17 protein-coding genes are annotated in these 18,780 nt (G+C 66.7%); 14 read left to right on the top strand and 3 right to left on the bottom strand.

Annotation, left to right across the window (positions count from 1 at the left end; translation table 11 throughout):
• The first annotated feature begins 72 nt into the window (after positions 1–72).
• On the top strand, positions 73–393 hold the full coding sequence (locus SP6_RS05595; RefSeq protein WP_007403453.1) for a hypothetical protein: 321 nt from the start codon (positions 73–75) through the stop codon (positions 391–393).
• Here SP6_RS05595 and SP6_RS05590 read toward each other — a convergent pair.
• Positions 380–1,282: an endo alpha-1,4 polygalactosaminidase gene (locus tag SP6_RS05590; protein ID WP_007403297.1), complete on the bottom strand. Its 903-nt coding sequence runs from the start codon at positions 1,280–1,282 to the stop codon at positions 380–382. The genes SP6_RS05595 and SP6_RS05590 overlap by 14 nt on opposite strands.
• Positions 1,283–1,408: 126 nt before the next feature.
• Between SP6_RS05590 and smpB the strand changes: the two genes are divergently transcribed.
• The 10 genes from smpB to SP6_RS05540 all read left to right on the top strand — a co-directional run bounded on the left by smpB (position 1,409) and on the right by SP6_RS05540 (position 14,306).
• The gene (gene smpB / locus SP6_RS05585; protein ID WP_007403364.1) at positions 1,409–1,888 is read left to right on the top strand and encodes an SsrA-binding protein SmpB; all 480 of its coding nucleotides are present in this window, start codon (positions 1,409–1,411) and stop codon (positions 1,886–1,888) included.
• Positions 1,888–2,463: a DUF2062 domain-containing protein gene (locus SP6_RS05580; RefSeq protein WP_007403411.1), complete on the top strand. Its 576-nt coding sequence runs from the start codon at positions 1,888–1,890 to the stop codon at positions 2,461–2,463. The genes smpB and SP6_RS05580 overlap by 1 nt, the downstream gene beginning before the upstream one ends.
• A gap of 72 nt (positions 2,464–2,535) precedes the next feature.
• Positions 2,536–4,593 (top strand): M13 family metallopeptidase, encoded by a 2,058-nt coding sequence (locus tag SP6_RS05575; RefSeq protein ID WP_007403564.1) that lies wholly within the window; start codon positions 2,536–2,538, stop codon positions 4,591–4,593.
• 67 nt (positions 4,594–4,660) lie between these two features.
• On the top strand, positions 4,661–6,688 hold the full coding sequence (locus SP6_RS05570; RefSeq protein WP_037567618.1) for a M13 family metallopeptidase: 2,028 nt from the start codon (positions 4,661–4,663) through the stop codon (positions 6,686–6,688).
• Positions 6,689–6,761: 73 nt separating this feature from the next.
• Complete coding sequence (locus SP6_RS05565; protein ID WP_113667498.1) at positions 6,762–9,167, top strand: hybrid sensor histidine kinase/response regulator; 2,406 nt, start codon at positions 6,762–6,764, stop codon at positions 9,165–9,167.
• A gap of 25 nt (positions 9,168–9,192) precedes the next feature.
• Positions 9,193–9,543: a response regulator gene (locus SP6_RS05560; protein WP_037567620.1), complete on the top strand. Its 351-nt coding sequence runs from the start codon at positions 9,193–9,195 to the stop codon at positions 9,541–9,543.
• A 90-nt stretch (positions 9,544–9,633) separates the two neighbouring features.
• Positions 9,634–11,355 carry a dihydroxy-acid dehydratase gene (ilvD, locus tag SP6_RS05555; RefSeq protein ID WP_037567501.1) on the top strand — a complete coding sequence of 574 codons (1,722 nt, stop codon included), beginning with the start codon at positions 9,634–9,636 and terminating at the stop codon, positions 11,353–11,355.
• Positions 11,342–11,728: a hypothetical protein gene (locus SP6_RS05550; protein ID WP_007403254.1), complete on the top strand. Its 387-nt coding sequence runs from the start codon at positions 11,342–11,344 to the stop codon at positions 11,726–11,728. The genes ilvD and SP6_RS05550 overlap by 14 nt, the downstream gene beginning before the upstream one ends.
• Positions 11,725–13,104, top strand: coding sequence for an NAD(P)H-hydrate dehydratase (locus SP6_RS05545; protein WP_007403551.1), 1,380 nt, complete (start codon positions 11,725–11,727; stop codon positions 13,102–13,104). The genes SP6_RS05550 and SP6_RS05545 overlap by 4 nt, the downstream gene beginning before the upstream one ends.
• A 5-nt stretch (positions 13,105–13,109) precedes the next feature.
• Positions 13,110–14,306: a class I SAM-dependent RNA methyltransferase gene (locus SP6_RS05540; protein ID WP_007403628.1), complete on the top strand. Its 1,197-nt coding sequence runs from the start codon at positions 13,110–13,112 to the stop codon at positions 14,304–14,306.
• Here the strand turns inward: SP6_RS05540 and truA are convergent.
• Entirely contained in the window at positions 14,288–15,037 is a 750-nt protein-coding gene (gene truA, locus SP6_RS05535; protein WP_037567506.1) for a tRNA pseudouridine(38-40) synthase TruA, read from the bottom strand. The genes SP6_RS05540 and truA overlap by 19 nt on opposite strands.
• Positions 15,034–15,939, bottom strand: coding sequence for a methionyl-tRNA formyltransferase (gene fmt / locus SP6_RS05530; protein WP_007403450.1), 906 nt, complete (start codon positions 15,937–15,939; stop codon positions 15,034–15,036). Before fmt ends, truA begins: the two co-directional genes overlap by 4 nt.
• 54 nt (positions 15,940–15,993) lie before the next feature.
• Here fmt and recR point away from each other — a divergent pair, with 54 nt between their 5' ends.
• The 3 genes from recR (at position 15,994) to SP6_RS05515 (ending at position 18,720) form a co-directional block, all read left to right on the top strand.
• Positions 15,994–16,590: a recombination mediator RecR gene (gene recR, locus SP6_RS05525; protein ID WP_007403494.1), complete on the top strand. Its 597-nt coding sequence runs from the start codon at positions 15,994–15,996 to the stop codon at positions 16,588–16,590.
• 58 nt (positions 16,591–16,648) lie between these two features.
• Positions 16,649–17,170, top strand: a complete 522-nt coding sequence (gene def / locus SP6_RS05520; protein WP_007403604.1) for a peptide deformylase — start codon at positions 16,649–16,651, stop codon at positions 17,168–17,170.
• Positions 17,171–17,253: 83 nt separating this feature from the next.
• A complete protein-coding gene (locus tag SP6_RS05515) occupies positions 17,254–18,720 on the top strand; it encodes a DNA recombination protein RmuC (RefSeq protein WP_007403355.1) in 1,467 nt (488 codons plus the stop codon).
• The last annotated feature ends 60 nt before the right edge of the window (positions 18,721–18,780 follow it).

Below are 18,780 nucleotides of genomic sequence, written 5' to 3'. Positions count from 1 at the left end.
CCCTGTTGTCGCCGCAATCTTTGCCGACCCTTCGGTCGGTGGAGCAGGGCGGCGATGGGAGTGGTCGGCCTTATGTGGATTTCGGTTGCGATCATGGCGCAGGCGGTGGCCGGCCCCGTTCTGCCCATGCCCAGGAAGCCAGCGACCGGCCGGCATTGCCCACCGAGCGACACGGGCGATGAGGTCGTCGTATGCGGGCGATCGGCGGAAGCCGATCGGTTGCGCCCCATTCCGGATTATGGCGCGAAAGACGGTCTTCCCAGGGCTGCGACCGACATTGCGGGTGTCGGCACCTTATCGGGCGAGGTCGAGCAGGCGGGCGTTGGGGGCTTCCCCAGCAACCGTGCCATGATGCGTCTGAAGATCCCGCTCGGCGGGGCTAGTCGCAAGTGAAGCGATAGCTGTCGTCGAGTTTGACCGCGAGGACAAGCGTGCGGACCCCTTGCGCACGCGATGCCGCGCACATCGCATCCCGCGCGCCATTGGCGTTGGTCCGGTAGCGATCGGCATATTCGGCGACCAGCACCGGCTTGCCCGCGTCCAGAAACGCCGAATAGGCCCCGCACTCGTTATACTCATGGCACTGCTCGTTGACCGCGAAGTCGAAGGCGGGCTGGAGCACCGGTACCTGATCCAGATCGTTCTTGAGTGCGATCGCCAGCCCCCGGCGATGCGCCTCCGTCGCCAGATAGCGGTTATAGTCGAGCTGCATCGCGGCGGTCAGGCCCAGTCCGTTGGCATTGGCATAGCCGTCGACATTGTCCGGCTCGACCGCGTCACACCCCTTGGTTCGCGCCAGATCGAGCCGGGCCGCCATGACCGCGCGAACCGTTGGCGAATCGGTGCGCAGCCAACGCTCGCCGGCCCAGCCCTCAAGTGCCTTTCCGCGGTCAGACGCTGCGAACTGACCATCGTCGCTGCGCCAATTTTCCGACGAACCGGCGGAGAAATAGCAGATCACGCGGCGACCGGCGCTGTGCAGCGCGGTGATGGTCGCTACTGGTGTGTCGAACAGGTCGATGTCATAGGCCTGAACGGCATAGCTGGTGTTGACGGCGCCGCTCAGTTGCCATTGCCAGCTCAGCGCGCGGTCGGGCCGCCACCAGCCGGCGGGAGTGCCGGTTGGGCTGGGCGAGGGAGCCGCCGTGGGACTGGCGGTCGGGGTGACGATGGGTGTCGATGGCTCGTCCTGGCCGCTGCCCCCGCCGCACGCGCCCGTCAGGGCCGTCGCGACGCCGATGACGGCGATCCGGAAAGCCTGGGGTTTCGGGCGCATGGTCATGCCCGCGCCCTTGCGCCAGTTTGCCCCGCTGCGCCAGTCCGACGGCGCCCGCGTGCCGAACGGAAACGGGACATCGCCATCGACCGGCTTTTCACGCGGGGCACAAGCGCCTACATCGGCCCGTCCATGCGCCCGAAACCCCAGACATTCGACAAGAAGAAGATCGTCGCCGAGAACCGGCGCGCCCGCTTCGACTATGCCATTGAGACCACCTATGAGGCCGGCATCGCCCTGACCGGGACCGAGGTGAAATCGCTCCGCTTCGGTGAGGGATCGATTGCCGAGTCCTATGCCGAGGTGCGCGGCGAGGAGGTGTGGCTGGTCAATTCCAACGTGCCCGAGTTCAGCCACGGCAACCGCTTCAACCACGAAGCCAAGCGCCCGCGTAAATTGCTCCTTCATGAGCGCGAAATAAACAAGCTCCATGGGGCGGTGGCGCGCGAGGGTATGACCCTGGTGCCACTGATGATCTATTTCAACTCGCGCGGTCGCGCGAAGGTGGAGCTGGCATTGGCCAAGGGCAAGAAGGCGCACGACAAGCGCGATTCGATCAAGGAGCGCGACTGGAAGCGCGAGCAGGGCCGTATCCTGCGCGATCGCGGCTGATGGCGTCCGCCGCGCCGACCATGTGGAGCCGATCGCTGGCCTGGGTCCGGCGCAACATGCCGACCCGCGATTCGATGGAGAGGAACCGGCTCCTTCGGCCGGTCGCGCACCGGGTGCTGGCGCCGGAGTTGTGGCGCTTCACCCGCCGATCGGTGCCGCGCGGCGTCGCGCTGGGCGTGGTCGCGGGCTTTCTGTTTCCCGTGGCGCAGATCGCGATCGCGGCGGTCTTCGCGCTGCCGTTTCGCGCCAATGTTCCGGTCGCCGCGCTCACGACCTTCATCACCAATCCGCTGACCACGCCGCTTCTGTGGCTGATCGCCTACCGCATCGGCACGCTGCTGCTGCGCAGCGATACGCCGATCAACACGCAACCGGTGGCCGAGGCGGCGACCGGATGGCTGCAATGGGCGACGAGCGCCTTTCATTGGCTGTGGGAACAAGGTCCGGCCTTTGGTCTGGGGCTGTGCGTGCTGACCGGTGGCTGCGCGGTGCTGGGCTATGCCGCCTCGGCGCTCGGCTGGCGGCTGTGGATCGCGCGTAAATGGCGTAACCGCCGCAGATCGGCGCATATTTGAACCGGTGTATCGTTTGACTAGGCGTATCGGCCCGCTACAACGGTCGCATCACTGTCCTATTTGGGAACTCAGATGCGCTCTGTCCTGATCGCTGCTCTTCTCGCTTCCACCGTTTCCCCCGCCATCGCCCAGACCCAGGCGCCGATCGACAAGGCCGCCGTCGGCCCGGTCAAGCCCAATGCCAAGAACGGCCCCGAGATCGGCGATTTCGGTTTCGACATGGCGGGGCGCGACACCTCGGTGAAGCCGGGGGACGACTTCTTCGATTATTCGAACGGCACCTGGTACAAGACGACGACGATCCCCGCCGATCGCTCTACCTATGGCATGTTCCATGTGCTGCAGGACCGCTCGCTCGAGCAGACTCGCACCATCCTGGACGAGGCCACCAAGCAGCCGGGCAACAAGGCGGGTGACTTCTACGCCAGCTTCATGGACGAAGCCGCTGTCAATGCGAAGGGCGCCGCCCCGGTCAAACCATGGCTTGCCGCGATTCGCGCGACCAAGGACCGCAACGCGCTGGCCGTCGAGATGGCCAAGCTCCAGCGTCAGGGCGTCGGCGCGCCCTTCGGCGCCTATGTCGGCCAGGACGACAAGGCGCCCGATACCTATATCGTCAGCTTCAGCCAGAGCGGGCTGGGCCTGCCGGACCGCGACTATTATCTGAAGGACGATGCCAAGCTGGCATCGGTGCGCACCGCCTATCAGGCCTATCTCGCCAAGATGCTGACCCTGGCCGGCGAGCCCAATGCCGAGGCGCGTGCGGCCGCCGTCTTCAACTTCGAAAAGGCGCTGGCTAACGTTCACTGGACACGCGTCGAGAGCCGCGACGCGGACAAGACCTATAACAAGTGGATGGCGGCGGACTTCACCGCCAAGGCGCCGGGCTTCCCCTGGGCGCAGTATATGCAGACGCTGGGCGTCGCGAACCGTCCCGCCTATCTGGTCGCGCAGCCGAGCGCGGTGACCGGTGAGGCCAAGCTCTATGCCGAGACGCCGCTGAACGTCCTGCAGGACTATGCGATGCTCAAGGTCCTGCGCAGCTACGCCTCCTATCTGTCGAGCGATTTCGACAAGACCAACTTCGCCTTCTACGGCACGACCCTGTCGGGCACGCCGCAGCAGCAGCCGCGCTGGAAGCGCGGTGTCGGTCTGGTCTCCGAAGGGCTGGGCGAGGAGGTCGGCAAGCAATATGTCGCGAAGTATTTCCCGCCGGAATCGAAGGCCGCCGCCGACGCGCTTGTCAAGAACCTGATCGCGGCGATGGGCGACCGCCTGCGCAACCTGGAATGGATGGCGCCCGAGACCAAGCAGAAGGCGCTGGCCAAGCTGGCCGCCTTCACGCCCAAGATCGGCTATCCCGACAAGTGGAAGGATTATTCGGCGCTGACCATCCAGCGCGGTGATCTGGTGGGCAATGTCGCGCGCGCCAACGCGTTCGAGTTCCAGCGCGACCTCAACAAGCTGGGCCAGCCGATCGATCGCGGCGAGTGGTTCATGACGCCGATGACGATCAACGCCTATGCCAACCCGCCGATGAACGAGATCGTGTTCCCGGCGGCGATCCTCCAGCCGCCCTTCTTCGATCCGAAGGCCGATCCTGCGGTCAATTATGGCGGTATCGGCGCGGTGATCGGGCATGAGATCAGCCACCATTTCGACGATCAGGGCCGCAAATATGACGCGACCGGCAAGCTGACCGACTGGTGGACGCCGCAGGACGTGGCGCGGTTCAAGACCTTCACCGATGCGTTGGTGAAGCAATATGACAGCTACGAGCCGCTGCCCGGCCAGCATGTCCAGGGCGGACTGACGCTGGGCGAGAATATCGCCGATCTGGCGGGCCTTACGGTCGCGCTCGACGCCTATCACAAGTCGCTCGGCGGCAAGCCCGCGCCGATCATCGACGGCACGACCGGCGACCAGCGCTTCTATTATGGCTGGGCGCAGGTGTGGCGGACCAAGTGGCGCGAACCGGCGCTGCGTCAGGCGCTGCTCTCCGACCCGCACTCGCCGGGCCATGAGCGCGTGCTGACCGTTCGCAACCTCGACCCCTGGTATGCGGCGTTCAAGGTGCAGCCGACCGACAAGATGGCGCTGCCGCCCGCGCAGCGCGTCCGCATCTGGTAAGACGATAACAGACCCCTGGCCTCTCCCGATCGCGCGATCGGGAGAGGTTTGTTTTTTGGAGAGAATGATGAAGAACCTGGTCATCGCCGCGCTGCTGGGCGCGACCGCGATCACGGGAGGCGTGGCGTTGCAGGCGCAGAACCGTGCCGCCCCCGCCAACGGCCCGACCTATGGCCGCTTCGGCTTCGACGAGAAGGGCATGGACAAGTCGGTTCGCCCCGGCGACGACTTCTACGCCTTCGCCAATGGCGAGTGGGCGAAGACGACCGCGATCCCCGCCGACAAGGCGAGCTATGGCGCGTTCGACGTGCTGGCCGACCTGTCGCGCGAGCGGACCCACACCATCCTGGAGCAGGCCAAGGGGCAGCGGAACCAGATCGGCACCGCCTATGCCACCTATCTCGACACCGGCACGATCGAAGCCAAGGGGCTGAGCCCGATCAAGCCATGGCTCGACCGGATCAAGGGGCTGGGCGACAAGTCGGGCTATGCCGCGCTTCTCGCCGAGGCGGATCGCAACGGCGTCGACATTCCCTTCGGCTCGGGCGTCGGCCAGGATGCGCGCCAGCCCGACATCTACACCGTGGGCTTGCGTCAGGCGGGCCTCGGCATGCCCGACCGCGACTATTATCTGAGCAGCGATCCCAAGCTGGCGGCCGCGCGGACCGCTTATCAGGCACATCTCGCCAAGATGATGACCATGGCCGGCGAACCCGATGCCGAGGCGCGCGCCCAGGCCATCCTCGCGTTCGAGACCGAAATCGCCAAGGTGCATTGGACCCGGATCGACAGCCGCGACCGGACCAAGACCTATAACAAGATGAGCGTCGCCGATCTGGCGAAGATGGCGCCGGGCTTCGACTTCGCGACGTACCTGAAGGGCGTGGGCACTCCGGTCGACACGCTGGTGGTCGCCCAGCCGACCGCCGTCACGGGCATCGCCGCGCTGATCCAGTCGACGCCGATCGCGGTGCTGAAGGACCAGTTGCTGGTTCGCTCGCTCGACGAGTTCGCCGGTGTCCTGCCGGCGCAGTTCGATCGCGAGCAGTTCGCCTTTTACGGCACCACCCTGTCGGGTACGCCGCAGCAGCAGGAACGCTGGAAGCGCGCGGTCGACTTCACCAGCAGCGCGCTCGCCGACGAGGTCAGCAAGGTCTATGTCGCGCGCTACTTCCCGCCCGAGACGAAGGCGGCGGCCGACAAGCTGGTCCGGAACGTGCTGACCGCGATGGGCAAGCGCATCGACCAGCTCGACTGGATGGCGCCCGAGACCAAGGCGAAGGCCCATGCCAAGCTCGCCGCCTTCACGCCCAAGATCGGCTATCCCGACCGATGGAAGGATTATTCGGGGCTGAAGATCGTCAGCGGCGACGCCTTCGGCAACGCGCTGCGGGCGGCCCAGTGGCGGCACGAGGATAACATCGCGCATCTCGGCAAGCCGATCCAGCGCTGGGAATGGGGCATGACCCCGATGACGGTGAACGCCTATGCCAATTTCGGCATGGTCGAGATCGTCTTCCCGGCGGCGATCCTGCAACCGCCCTTCTTCGACCCCAAGGCCGATGCCGCGGTGAATTATGGCGGCATCGGCGCGGTCATCGGCCATGAGCTGAGCCATCATTTCGACGATCAGGGATCGAAGTTCGATGCCAAGGGCCAGTTGACCGACTGGTGGACGCCCGCCGACGTCGCGGCGTTCAAGGCGCGCACGGGCGCGCTGGTGAAGCAATATGACGCCTATGAGCCGCTGCCCGGCCTGCATGTGAAGGGCGCGCTGACGCTGGGCGAGAATGTCGCCGATCTGGCGGGGCTTTCCGTGGCCTATGATGCCTATCATGCGTCGCTGGGTGGGCGTCCGGCCAAGGTCATCGACGGCTTTACCGGCGACCAGCGCTTCTATCTGGGCTGGGCGCAGGTGTGGCGGCGCAACTACCGGGAAGCGAACCTGCGTAACCGACTGCTGACCGATCCGCACTCGCCGTCGCAGCAGCGTGCCTGGGTCGTCCGCAATCTTGATCCCTGGTATGCGGCCTATCAGCCCAAGTCGGGCGAGAAACTCTATCTGACGCCCGAACAGCGCGTGCGAATCTGGTAAACCGCGTCGGAGACGTGACCGGGCACAGGATCGCGCTTGACCCGTGCCCGGTCGCCGGATGAAGAGTTTCGCCATGGCGATCGCGTCTCCCCCAGCCTTGTCCCCGCTGAAAAGCGCCGCGATCGTCTCGAGCGTCAGCGGCTTGGGCGCGGCGGCGCTATTGTTCTTCGCGGTCCACAACTGGGTCGTCGCGGTCGGTTTTCTGGCGGCCGCGTTCCTGGCCTTTGGCATTCTCGCCACATGGCGCCTGCTGCGCCCCGCGACCGAGCAGACCCGGCGGACGATCGACTGGGATTTCACCCGCGTGGTGGCGGATGCCAGCGCGGATGCGATCGCGGTTACCGACCGCGCTGGCCGCTTGGTCTGCGCCAATGACGCCTATGCCTCGCTCTTCCCGATGATGCCGACGCCGCCGGGCGTGCCGCTCGATGCGCCCAGTGTCGAGGCATTGGCGCAGGCGGGACGGGCGGCGTGGCGCGATGGACTGGGCCGCGCCGATCGTATTGCGGTGATGGGCACCGAACTCTCCGTGCTGGTTACGCGGGCCGGCGACGAAGCCGATCTACTCGTCTGGCGATTCGCCATCGCCGAGGAGCAGGACCTGGCCGAGACGGTTGAAGGGCTGATCGGTGGTATCCAGGGCGATCGGCTAGGCGCTGCAGGCATCATGACCGCGCTGATCGCCCCCGACGGTCGGGTCCGTGCCGCTAACCGCGCGCTGTGTGCCCGTGCGATGGGCGGCGAGATGCTGTCGATCGTGGGTCGCGACTTCACGAGCTTCCTCGCTCACGACCCCAGCGGGCAGGTGCATTTCGCGAGCGAGGCGGGCACCGGCAAGGCGCTACGTATCCTTCAGGTCCCCTTTGTCGAAGGGGAGGGCGCGCCGATGTTGGTCATCCTCCTCGACGAGGAACCGCAACTGGTCGCCCCGGCCGGGACCAATTCCGGCAGCCATGTGAGGGGGCTGGTCGCGCTGATGCCGTTTGGCATCGCGCTGGTCGACCGCGATGGGCGTTTCATTCAGATGAACTCGGCCTTCATGCGGGCCGCCGGGGTGAGCGGCACCGCGCCGCCGCTCTATCCGGGCGATCTGGTCGTCCGTGAGGACAAGGCGGCGGTCGCCGACGCGATCCGGCGCTTTGCCGGTGGCGCGACCCATTCCGCCGACATGGCGGTCCGGCTGAAGGATCATCCGGAGGAACCGGTCGCGCTGACCATCGCCGGCGCGCGCGGCCTGGGCGAGGCTGCCGTGTTGCTCAGCCTCAAGGACAATTCGGAGGAAAGCCGCCTGAAGCGCGAAGTCGCACAGGCGACGAAGATGCAGGCGGTCGGCCAGCTTGCGGGCGGCGTGGCGCATGACTTCAACAACATTCTGACCGCGATCATCGGGCATTGCGACCTGATGCTCATGCGCCATTCGCCCGGCGATAGCGATTATGACGATATCCAGCAGATCCGAACGAACTCCAACCGCGCGGCCAGCCTGACACGGCAGTTGCTCGCCTTCTCCCGCCAACAGACGCTGCGCCCGCAAATCCTGCAACTGCCGGACGTCGTGTCGGAAGTGTCGAACCTGCTCAAGCGCCTGCTGGGCGAGCGTGTCCGTCTGGACGTCAGCCATGGCCGCAATCTGGGCCCGGTCCGTGCCGATCCGGGCCAGTTGGAGCAGGTGGTCGTCAACCTGGCAGTCAATGCGCGCGATGCGATCCTGGAGAATGAGCCGGCGGGCGGCGGCATCCTGACCATCCAGACGCGTGCGGTGTCGATGGCCGATGTGCGCGCCATGGGCAACGATATCCTGCCGGCGGCCGACTATACCGCGCTGATCATCAGCGACAACGGCACCGGTATCCCAGTGGAAATCCTGCCCAAGATCTTCGAGCCCTTCTTCACGACGAAGGAGCTGGGCAAGGGGACGGGCCTTGGCCTGTCGACCGTCTATGGCATCATCAAGCAATCGGGTGGCTATATCTTTGCTGATTCGCCGCCGGGTGGGGGGGCCAAATTCTCCATCTATCTGCCGGTCCATGCCGTCCCCGCCGTGCCGGCCGCGCAACTACCCTCCGGCAAGCCAGTTTCACGCGCGGTCGCGACCCCCTGGGGATCGGGAACGATCCTGCTGGTCGAGGATGAGGACATGGTCCGCGCGGTGGCCGAGCGGGCGCTGTCACGACAGGGCTATACCGTGCTGGCGGCTGAAAATGGCGAGGCGGCGCTCGAGATGCTCGACAAACATGGCAAGCCCGACCTGCTGATCTCCGACGTGGTCATGCCGACGATGGACGGACCGACCATGGTCGGGCTGGTGCGCAAGCGCTATCCCGATCTCGCGGTGCTGTTCATGTCGGGCTATGCCGAGGAGCAGCTGCGCAAGTCGATCACACTGCCCAATGTCGGTTTCCTGCCCAAGCCCTTCTCCGTCCAGCAATTGGCGGAGGCGACCCAGGCGGCGCTTGCGCAACAACCGGCTGGCGGATGACGCAAACCATGTTATGGCAGGGTTGATGACAGAGCCCGTGCAAATCCTCATTGTCGAGGACGAACCCCTTATCGCCATGATGCTCGAGGATTTCCTGGACGTCCTCGACAAACAGGTGGCGGGCACCGTCGACAGCGTCGATGACGCGCTCGCCCGTGTGGCCGAGGGCGGTATCGATGCCGCGATCCTCGACGTCAACCTGCGTGGCGGTCAGAAGAGCACTCCCGTCGCCGAAGCGTTGGCGGAGCGTGGCGTCCCCTTCGTATTCGCGACCGGCGGCTCGGACGATGCGGTGGACGAGCGGTTCCGCGATCGGCCGCGACTGCAGAAGCCGTTTACCATGGACGGCGTGGCTAAGGCGCTGGGATCGCTCTGACGGCCGACGGGGCTCCGTAAAACGCGCCCACAACGTAATTTGCGAAATTTGCTTGCGTCAAAGGCCTGTCTCGCGACATAGGCCTGCGCCATGACACGCCAATTCGACAAGTCCCGCCTACCGTCCCGCCACGTTTCCGTCGGGCCAGAGCGCGCGCCGCACCGCAGCTATTACTACGCCATGGGTATCCAGGAAGAGGATATCGCCAAGCCCTTCGTCGCGCTGGCGAGCGCGGGCAATAATTCGGCACCGTGCAACACCACGCTCGATGCACAGGCCGATGCCGCGCAAGGGGGCGTGATCCGCGGCGGTGGCATGCCGCGTCGGTTCAACACCATCACCGTCACCGACGGTATCGCCATGGGCCATCAGGGGATGAAGTCCTCGCTGGTCAGCCGCGAGGTGATCGCCGATTCGGTCGAACTGTCGGTACGCGGCCATTGCTATGACGCGCTGGTCGGCTTTGCGGGATGCGACAAGTCGCTGCCCGGCATGATGATGGCGATGCTTCGCCTGAACGTGCCCTCGATCTTCGTCTATGGCGGCTCGATCCTGCCCGGCCGTCATCACGACCGCGACGTGACCGTGGTCGACGTGTTCGAGGCAGTCGGACAGCACGCGGCGGGCAATTGCCCACTCCACGACCTGATCGCATTGGAAAAGGTCGCCTGCCCGGGCCACGGCGCCTGTGGCGGCCAGTTCACCGCCAACACCATGGCCTGCGTTGGCGAGGCGATCGGCCTGTCGCTGCCCAACAGCAATATGATGCCGGCGCCCTTCCTCGACCGCCATGGCATTGCCGAGGCGGCGGGCGAGCAGGTGATGGAACTGGTCGCGCGCAACCTTCGTCCGCGCGATATCTGTACCCGTGAGGCGTTCGAAAATGCCGCGCGCGTCGTGGCGGCGACCGGCGGCTCGACCAATGCCGGCCTCCACCTGCCAGCAATGGCGAACGAGGCGGGGATCGACTTCGACCTGTTCGACGTCGCCGAGATCTTCAAGACCACGCCCTATATCGCCGACCTCAAGCCCGGCGGCCGCTATGTCGCCAAGGATATGTATGAGGCGGGCGGCGTCTATATGCTGATGAAGACGCTGCTGGCGGGCGGCTATCTGCACGGCGACTGCATCACCGTCACCGGCAAGACCCTGGCCGAGAATATCGACGAGGTCACCTGGAACCCCGACCAGAAGGTCATCTATGACGTGAAGACGCCGATCACGCCGACCGGCGGCGTCGTCGGCCTGCGTGGCAGCTTGGCGCCCGAGGGTGCAATCGTGAAGGTCGCCGGCATGAAGCGCCTTCAGTTCGATGGCATCGCGAAGGTGTTCGACTGCGAGGAAGAGGCGTTCGCCGCCGTCGAGGCGCGCGAGATCACCGACGGCACCGTGGTCGTCATCCGCTATGAAGGCCCCAAGGGCGGTCCCGGCATGCGCGAAATGCTGTCGACCACTGCCGCGCTCTACGGTCAGGGTCTGGGCGAGAAGGTCGCGCTGATCACCGACGGTCGCTTCTCCGGCGGTACGCGTGGTTTCTGCATCGGCCATGTCGGCCCTGAGGCGGCCGATGGCGGACCGATCGCGCTGGTCGAGAATGGCGACATCATCCGTATCGATGCCGAGGCGGGGACGATCGACCTCGACGTGGCAGAGGACGTGCTGGCCGAGCGTCGCGCACGTTGGATCCCGCGGGTGAACGATTACCAGTCCGGCGTGTTGTGGCGTTATGCTCAGAATGTCGGCCCGGCGCACCAGGGCGCCGTCACCCATCCCGGCGCCAAGCACGAGCGCCATGTCTATGCGGATATCTGAGTCCGTCTATCTGGCCGGCGCGCTGGCGCTGGCCGGATGTTCCGGGGGACAAAGCGAGCAGTCCGGCGAGGGTGCCACGGCGACGGCAGCGGCACAGAAGCCCGGGCTGCCGATCGAATGCGCGCTGGGCGGTCACGCAGGTTTCCGCCGTGATTGCACGGTCGAGCAAAGCGCGGGAGGTGAGGCGGTCGTGCTGACCGTCCGGCATCCGGATGGCGGTTTCCGGCGGCTCCAAGTGACGCAGGATGGTCGCGGGGTGGCGGCGGCCGATGGGGCACTGCCGGCGGTCGTGTCGGTGGAGGGCGACAAGCAGATCGGCGTCGCCGTGGGAACCGATCGCTATCGCCTGCCCGCGACCGTCAACGCCCGATGATCCCGATCGACGGCCAAGTGGTCTTGACCGCCAAGGCCATGCGCGCGGCAGAACAGGTGCTGTTCGATGGCGGCATGCGGGAAACCGCCCTGATGCAGCGCGCTGGCGAGGCCGTGGCGCAATCGGTGGCGCGCTTGGCGGCCGGGCGAGAGGTTCTGGTCTTATGTGGGCCGGGCAATAATGGCGGCGATGGCTATGTGGCGGCGGCATCCCTCCGCCGTCAGGGACTGCCGGTGCGGGTGACCGCGAGCGGCGAGCCCCGCAGCGAGAGCGGACGCTGGGCCCGCAGCCTGTGGGAAGGCGGCATAGAAACTCTGGATACCGCCGGTCCGGCACCCGTCCTGGTCGACGCGCTGTTCGGCACCGGGCTTTCGCGTGCCTTGGACGGATCGGTACAAGCCGCCCTGTCTCGGCTGGCTTCGGCGGCTGGCTTGCGCATCGCGGTCGATCTGCCCAGCGGTGTGGCGACGGATGATGGCCAGCTTCTGGGCGAGGTCCCCCGCTTCGACGTCACGCTGGCGTTGGGTGCCGTGAAGCCTGCCCACCTGCTGCAACCCGCCGCGCAAAAAATGGGGCATGTCCGTCTGCTCGACATCGGCGTTCCGGTCGATGGCGGGACCCGCGTCCTGGCCAAACCATGGCTGCCGGAGCCGAACGCGGCGTCGCACAAATATAGTCGCGGACTAGTCACGATCGTTGCAGGGGCCATGTCCGGAGCGTCGAAGCTTGCGGCAACCGCTGCCCTGCGGGCGGGTGCGGGCTATGTGCTCCATTTGAGCGAAAGCGACGGGCAAGCCGGCCATCCCCATGCCATCGTCCGGCGGGACTATAGCGCCGACGCTTTGATGGACGATCGAATCGGCGCGATCGTGGTCGGTCCGGGTCTGGGCCGCGATAATGTGGCCCGCGCCAAGCTGGGGGCGGCGCTGGGCAGCGGGCGACCTCTGGTCATTGATGGCGATGCGCTACGGCTGGTCGATGCGGATGCGCTCGGCGAGCATATCGGCCCCAAGATACTGACGCCGCATGGCGGTGAATTCACGCATCTGTTCGGCGACGCGACCGGTGCCAAAACGGACCAGACCCTCCATGCCGCAGAACGGACCGGTGCCGTCGTCGTCCACAAGGGCGCCGATACCGTCATCGCCGCACCCGATGGCCGCACCATCCTCTGTCCGGAAGCCAATGCCTGGCTGTCGACCGCCGGCACAGGCGATGTGCTGGCGGGCGCTATCGGCGCGATGCTTGCCGCCGGGCTCGAACCCCTGGCGGCGGCGGAGGCCGGGGTGTGGCTTCATGGCCGGGCCGCCCGTCGCTGCGGCCGGGCATTCATCGCCGACGACTTGGCAGACGCGCTTTCCGCCGTCAGAGGCTGATCGCCATGAGCGATATCATTATCCGCGTCGCCGCGCGTGGCGACGGCGTGACCGAAAACGGGCGTCATGCCGCATTTGCCGCCCCCGGCGACACCCTGTCCGCCGACGGCGCCGTCGTGCCGGGCCCGCACCATCAGACGCCGCCCTGCGGTCATTTCCCGCGCTGTGGCGGATGCCAGCTCCAGCATCTCGACGATGAAAGCTATGCGGGCTTCGTCACCGACCGGATCGCCTCCGCCCTCGACGCGCAAGGGCTGACGGCGCCGCTGCGGCCGGCGCATCTCTCGCCGCCACGCAGCCGCCGCCGCGCGACCCTCCATGCCGAAACCAAGGGCGGCCGCGTCCTGATCGGCTTTTCGGAGGAGAAGAGCCACGCCATCGTCGATATCGTCGAGTGCCATATCCTGGCCCCCGAGCTCTTTGCGCTGGTCGCGCCGCTGCGGGGGCTGCTCCAGCGGCTGGGGTTCAAGCGGCGTGGCGACGTCCATCTGACGCTGGCCGATCAGGGCGCCGATATTCTGGTCACGAGCTTTTCGCCCGATGGCCTGGAGGCCGCCGAGGCGATCATCGGTTTCTGCGAGCGTCACGGGGTGGCGCGTTTCGCGGTCGATGACGGAATGGGCCCCGAGACCCGTTGGGAGCCCGAGCCGGTGACGATCACCCTCGGCGGCGTCGGCGTGCCTTTGCCCCCCGGCGCTTTCCTGCAAGCGACGCGTGACGGTGAAGCCGCGCTGGTGGCGGCCGTCACCGAAGCGGTCGGCAATCCCCGCACGACGGCCGACCTGTTTGCCGGTCTCGGCACCTTCGCACTTGCCTTGCCGGGCAAGGTCTATGCCGCCGAGGGTGCGCGCGACGCTATCCTGTCGCTGAAGGGGGCGGCCAATGCTTGCGGACGTGCGGTTTTCGCCGAGCATCGCGACCTTTATCGCCGGCCGCTGACCAAGGCGGAACTCGATCGCTTTGATGCGATCGTGCTCGATCCGCCGCGGGCCGGCGCACGCGATCAGGCCGAGGCGCTGGCCAGCGCGGCCGTCGGTGCGGTGGCCTATGTGTCGTGCAACCCGTCGAGCTTCGCGCGCGACGCGCGGATGATGGTCGATCAGGGTTGGTCGCTCGAATGGGTGCAACCGGTGGGGCAGTTCCGCTGGTCGACCCATGTCGAACTGGCGGCGCGCTTCGTGCGTCAGCCTTCGTCGGGGTAATCCGCCCGGACGAAGAACAGCCCGTCGGATGGCGCGTTGAGGCCGAGCTGCGCCCGGTCCCGCGCCACCAGTGCCGCCTCGACATCATCCGGCGTCCAGCGCCCCATGCCGACCAGCGCCAGGCATCCCACCATCGACCGCACCTGATGATGGAGGAAGGAGCGCGCGGCGGCACGGATGAACAGCCGCGCGCCATCGCGCTCCACCGATAACAGGTCGAGCGTCCGCACCGGACTGTCCGCCTGGCAATGGACCGAGCGAAAGGTGGTGAAGTCGTGTCGTCCGACCAGCCGCGCGGCGGCCTCGGCCATGGCCGCTTCGTCCAGGGCCTGCGGCACCTGCCACGCCAACCCCAGTTCATGGGTCAGTGGCGCGCGGCGGTTGACGATGCGATACTCGTAGGACCGGCGGATGCAGGAGAAGCGCGCATGCCAATCGCTGGCGACTTCGACGCAATCGAGCACCGCGACGGGGGCGGGGCGAATGCGCGCGTTGATGGCCTCCATCAGGCGGAAGGGGGCGATCACCTTGGCGATATCGACATGCGCGCGCATCGCCAGCCCGTGGACGCCGGCATCCGTCCGGCCGGCGGCATGGACGGCGGTGCGCTCGCCCGTGACGGCGTGGATGGCATCTTCCAACGCTTGTTGCACACTGGGGCCATGCGATTGGCGCTGCCAGCCCATAAAGGGCCGCCCGTCAAATTCGACCGTCAGCGCAAAACGGGTCAAAGCCGCGTCCCCGCCGGGATGGCGAAACCGCGCAGCAAATCCTCGGCACTCGATACGCCACGCCCGGCGCGCTGGACGGTCACAGGGCGGAGGGCACCCTCCGCGCCGGCGATGGTCAAGCGGTCGTCCAGCACCTCGCCGGGCTCGCCTGATGCCTCGACCAGCTCGGCGGTGAGGATCTTGATCCGCTCGCCTTCATGCTCGAACCAGGCCCCGGGCGCCGGATTGAAGGCGCGGACCTGGCGTTCCAGCTCGATGGCCGGCTTGGTGAAGTCTAGCCGCGTCTCAGCCTTGTCGATCTTGGCGGCATAGGTGATGCCCTCCTCTGGCTGAGGCCGGGGCGGATAGCGCGCTGGGTCTTCCAACACGCGGACCATCAGGCGCGCGCCCATCGCCGCGAGTTCGTCGGTCAATTCACCCGTCGTCTTGCGCCCGATCGGGGTGGAATCCTCCAGCCGCACCGGACCGGTATCGAGCCCGGCTTCCATCTGCATGATGCCGACGCCGGTCACCGCATCGCCTGCCAGGATCGCCCGCTGGATCGGCGCGGCCCCCCGCCAACGCGGGAGCAGCGAGCCATGGACGTTGAGGCAGCCCAGCCGGGGTGCATCCAGGATCGCGCGCGGCAGGATCAGGCCATAGGCCGCCACGACCGCCACATCGGCCCCGTGTGCCGCGAACGCCGCCTGTTCCTCCGGCCCCCGTAGCGAGATGGGCGTGAACACCGGAATGCCCAGTCGCTCGGCGGTCTGCTGCACCGGGGAGGCGACCAATTGGCGCCCCCGCCGCCCACCGGGACGCGGCGGCTGGCTATAACTCGCGACGATGTCATGGCCGGCCTCGGCCAGTGCTTCCAGAACCGGGACGGCAAAGCCCGGCGTGCCCATGAAGATGATCCGCATGGGCCTAGCCTCTCTGCGCTGGCGGGACGGCGCGCAACCCCCTATCTGTTCCTCATGGCATCCCCCGAGATCGAGGCGCTGACCCAAGCGCTCGCGCGTATTCCCGGCCTAGGCCCCCGATCGGCCCGGCGCGCGGTTCTTCACCTGCTCAAGAAGCGCGAGGCGGCGCTGGCACCCTTGCTGTCCGCGCTGGCGGCGGTGGAAGAGCGGCTGGAGACCTGTTCGACCTGCGGCAATATCGACACCGCCAATCCGTGCGCGATCTGTGCCGATCCCCGCCGCGATCCAGCGGCTTTGTGCATCGTCGAGGAGGTCGCCGACCTCTGGGCGCTGGAACGGTCGCGGTTGTTTCCGGGGCGTTTCCATGTGTTGGGCGGACGGCTCTCCGCGCTGGACGGCGTACGGCCCGAGGACCTGGCGATCGACGCGCTCGTCCGCCGGATCGAGAAGGGCGCCATCGACGAGATCGTGCTGGCGATGAACGCCACGCTGGAGGGGCAGACGACGGCCCATTATATCGCCGAGCGGATCGAGCGTTTCCCGGTGCGGGTGACGCAGCTGGCCCATGGCCTGCCGGTCGGCGGCGAGCTCGACTATCTGGACGAGGGGACCCTGGCGCAGGCGCTGCGAGCGCGGCGCCCGGTGGTCTAACGACGCTGGTCTGACGCCCGGCTTGACGCTTTTGCCCTTGCGCCGTAGCGACACGCCCATGGCCATTCTTCCGATCGTCGAAGTTCCCGACCCCCGTCTGCGTCTCGTCTCCAAGCCGGTCGAGGCGGTCGACGATTCCGTCCGTCAGCTCGTCACCGACATGATCGAGACCATGTATGACGCCCATGGCATCGGCCTGGCGGCGATCCAGGTCGGCGTCGACAAGCGGGTGCTGGTCATCGATCTTCAGGAAGAAGAGGATGAGGAAGGCAAGCCGGTCAAGAACCCCAAGGCCTATATCAATCCCGAAATCCTGTCGGTCAGCGAAGAGCTGTCGACCTATAACGAAGGCTGTCTTTCGATCCCCGAGCAATATGCCGAGGTGAAGCGGCCGGCGCGGTGCCAGGTCAAGTGGCTGGACGAAAAGGGCGAGGCGCATGAAGCCGAGTTCGACGGCCTGCTCGCCACCTGCATGCAGCATGAGATGGACCATCTGAACGGCGTGCTGTTCATCGATCATGTCAGCCGGCTGAAACGCGACATGCTGATGCGCAAGCTCTCCAAGATCCGCAAGGGCTGAGGCCCCTCTGCCGAATAGGCCTGTTCGCGCGCGCCTGTTCGATCTATGTTCCGACCTGTTGGTTGTTTTGACAGGTTGAGATAATGCCCGAATTGATCGCCGTCGCGATATTGGCGCTGGTGCTGGGGGGACTGGTCGGGTGGCTCGCCGCGCGGCGCAAGGCCGATGGTCTTGCCGCTGAGCTGGCCACCGCCAAGGCCCAGGCGGCGGAAGTGCAACCGCTGCGCGCCGCGCGCGATGCTGCCGAGCGCGAGCGGAGCGATGCGCTTCAGGCGCTCGCCGAACTGCGCGGGCGGGCGGCCGATCTCGATGTGATCCGGGCGGCGCGGGATGCGGTAGAGGCCGAGCGCAATGCGGCGCTGCGCGAGCTCGCCGAACTCCGGGCACGGGCGCAGGAGCGTGAGGCGGCCTATGGCCAGACGCTCGAGGCGCTGGGCCAAGCGCGTGAGCAGATCAACACCCAGTTCGGCGAGGCGGCGGCCCGCGCGCTTGAAGTCGCGCAGCGCCAGTTTCTCGAACGCGCCGAGGCCCGGTTCCGTCAGTCGGAAGAGTCATCGGGGCAGACGCTCAAGGCCTTGCTCGATCCGGTGCACCAGCGGTTGCAGCGCTACGAGGAGGGAGTCCGCAAGGTCGAGGACGAACGCCGCGACGCCTTTGGTGAGTTGAAGGGCCAGATCGAGGCGATGCGGATCGGGCAGGAACGCGTCTCGGGCGAGGCGGCCAAGCTCGTTAATGCGCTGCGCAACGCCCCCAAGGCGCGCGGGCGTTGGGGCGAGCAGCAGCTTCGCAACGTGCTGGAAAGCTGTGGCCTGTCCGAACATGCCGATTTCCAGACCGAGGTCAGCGTCGCGGATGGCGAGGGCGGTCGGCTCCGTCCCGATGCGATCGTGCGCGTGCCGGGCGGCAAGGCGCTGGTGATCGACGCCAAGGTGTCGCTCAACGACTATCAGGACGCGTTCGGTGCGGTCGATGAGGTCGAGCGCCTGGCGGGCCTCTCCCGCCACGCCGCGGCGATGCGCGCGCATGTCAACGGCCTGGGCAATAAGAGCTATTGGAACCAGTTCGACGACGCGCCCGACTATGTCATCATGTTCGTGCCGGGCGAGCATTTCCTGTCGGCGGCGTTGGAGCATGACCCGACGCTGTGGGACTTCGCCTTCGACAAACGGGTGCTGCTCGCGACCCCGACCAACCTGATCGCGATCGCGCGGACCGTGGCGGCGGTGTGGCGGCAGGAAAAGCTGGCGCAGGAAGCGCGACAGATCGGTGCGCTGGGCAAGGAGCTCTATGCCCGCCTGGCGGTGATGGGCGGCCATGTGTCGAAGCTGGGCAAGAATCTCGATACGGCGATGACCGCCTACAACGCCTTTGTCGGCAGCCTGGAGAGCCAGGTGCTGACCAGCGCGCGGCGGTTCGAGGCGCTGAATATCGATACCGGCGGCAAGGCGATCGAATCGCCGCCGATCGGCGAACAGGCGGTTCGGCCGCTGACCAAGCTGATGCCGGTGGCGGAACTGACCGAGGCCGGAGACGGCGCTGAGGTTTCCTGAGGCTTTCGGGTGCCGGCCGAGCGAATAAAAAGGGTTTGATCGGGAAGGGATGCCTGCTGA

Source organism: Sphingomonas paucimobilis NBRC 13935 (assembly GCF_000739895.2).
Lineage (GTDB): Bacteria > Pseudomonadota > Alphaproteobacteria > Sphingomonadales > Sphingomonadaceae > Sphingomonas > Sphingomonas paucimobilis.
Note: the sequence above shows the minus strand (reverse complement) of the source record. Positions and strands in the feature narration are given on the sequence as shown.

Excerpts from the sequence above, each read along its gene's own strand:
- SP6_RS05550 (WP_007403254.1), top strand. The coding sequence starts at position 11,342 with ATGCGGATATCTGAGTCCGTCTATCTGGCCGGCGCGCTGGCGCTGGCC.
- SP6_RS05580 (WP_007403411.1), top strand. The coding sequence starts at position 1,888 with ATGGCGTCCGCCGCGCCGACCATGTGGAGCCGATCGCTGGCCTGGGTC.
- smpB (WP_007403364.1), top strand. The coding sequence starts at position 1,409 with ATGCGCCCGAAACCCCAGACATTCGACAAGAAGAAGATCGTCGCCGAG.
- def (WP_007403604.1), top strand. The coding sequence starts at position 16,649 with ATGGCCATTCTTCCGATCGTCGAAGTTCCCGACCCCCGTCTGCGTCTC.
- recR (WP_007403494.1), top strand. The coding sequence starts at position 15,994 with ATGGCATCCCCCGAGATCGAGGCGCTGACCCAAGCGCTCGCGCGTATT.
- SP6_RS05570 (WP_037567618.1), top strand. The coding sequence starts at position 4,661 with ATGAAGAACCTGGTCATCGCCGCGCTGCTGGGCGCGACCGCGATCACG.
- SP6_RS05515 (WP_007403355.1), top strand. The coding sequence starts at position 17,254 with ATGCCCGAATTGATCGCCGTCGCGATATTGGCGCTGGTGCTGGGGGGA.
- SP6_RS05560 (WP_037567620.1), top strand. The coding sequence starts at position 9,193 with ATGACAGAGCCCGTGCAAATCCTCATTGTCGAGGACGAACCCCTTATC.
- SP6_RS05575 (WP_007403564.1), top strand. The coding sequence starts at position 2,536 with ATGCGCTCTGTCCTGATCGCTGCTCTTCTCGCTTCCACCGTTTCCCCC.
- fmt (WP_007403450.1), bottom strand. The coding sequence starts at position 15,939 with ATGCGGATCATCTTCATGGGCACGCCGGGCTTTGCCGTCCCGGTTCTG.
- SP6_RS05595 (WP_007403453.1), top strand. The coding sequence starts at position 73 with ATGTGGATTTCGGTTGCGATCATGGCGCAGGCGGTGGCCGGCCCCGTT.
- SP6_RS05590 (WP_007403297.1), bottom strand. The coding sequence starts at position 1,282 with ATGACCATGCGCCCGAAACCCCAGGCTTTCCGGATCGCCGTCATCGGC.
- ilvD (WP_037567501.1), top strand. The coding sequence starts at position 9,634 with ATGACACGCCAATTCGACAAGTCCCGCCTACCGTCCCGCCACGTTTCC.
- SP6_RS05545 (WP_007403551.1), top strand. The coding sequence starts at position 11,725 with ATGATCCCGATCGACGGCCAAGTGGTCTTGACCGCCAAGGCCATGCGC.
- SP6_RS05565 (WP_113667498.1), top strand. The coding sequence starts at position 6,762 with ATGGCGATCGCGTCTCCCCCAGCCTTGTCCCCGCTGAAAAGCGCCGCG.
- SP6_RS05540 (WP_007403628.1), top strand. The coding sequence starts at position 13,110 with ATGAGCGATATCATTATCCGCGTCGCCGCGCGTGGCGACGGCGTGACC.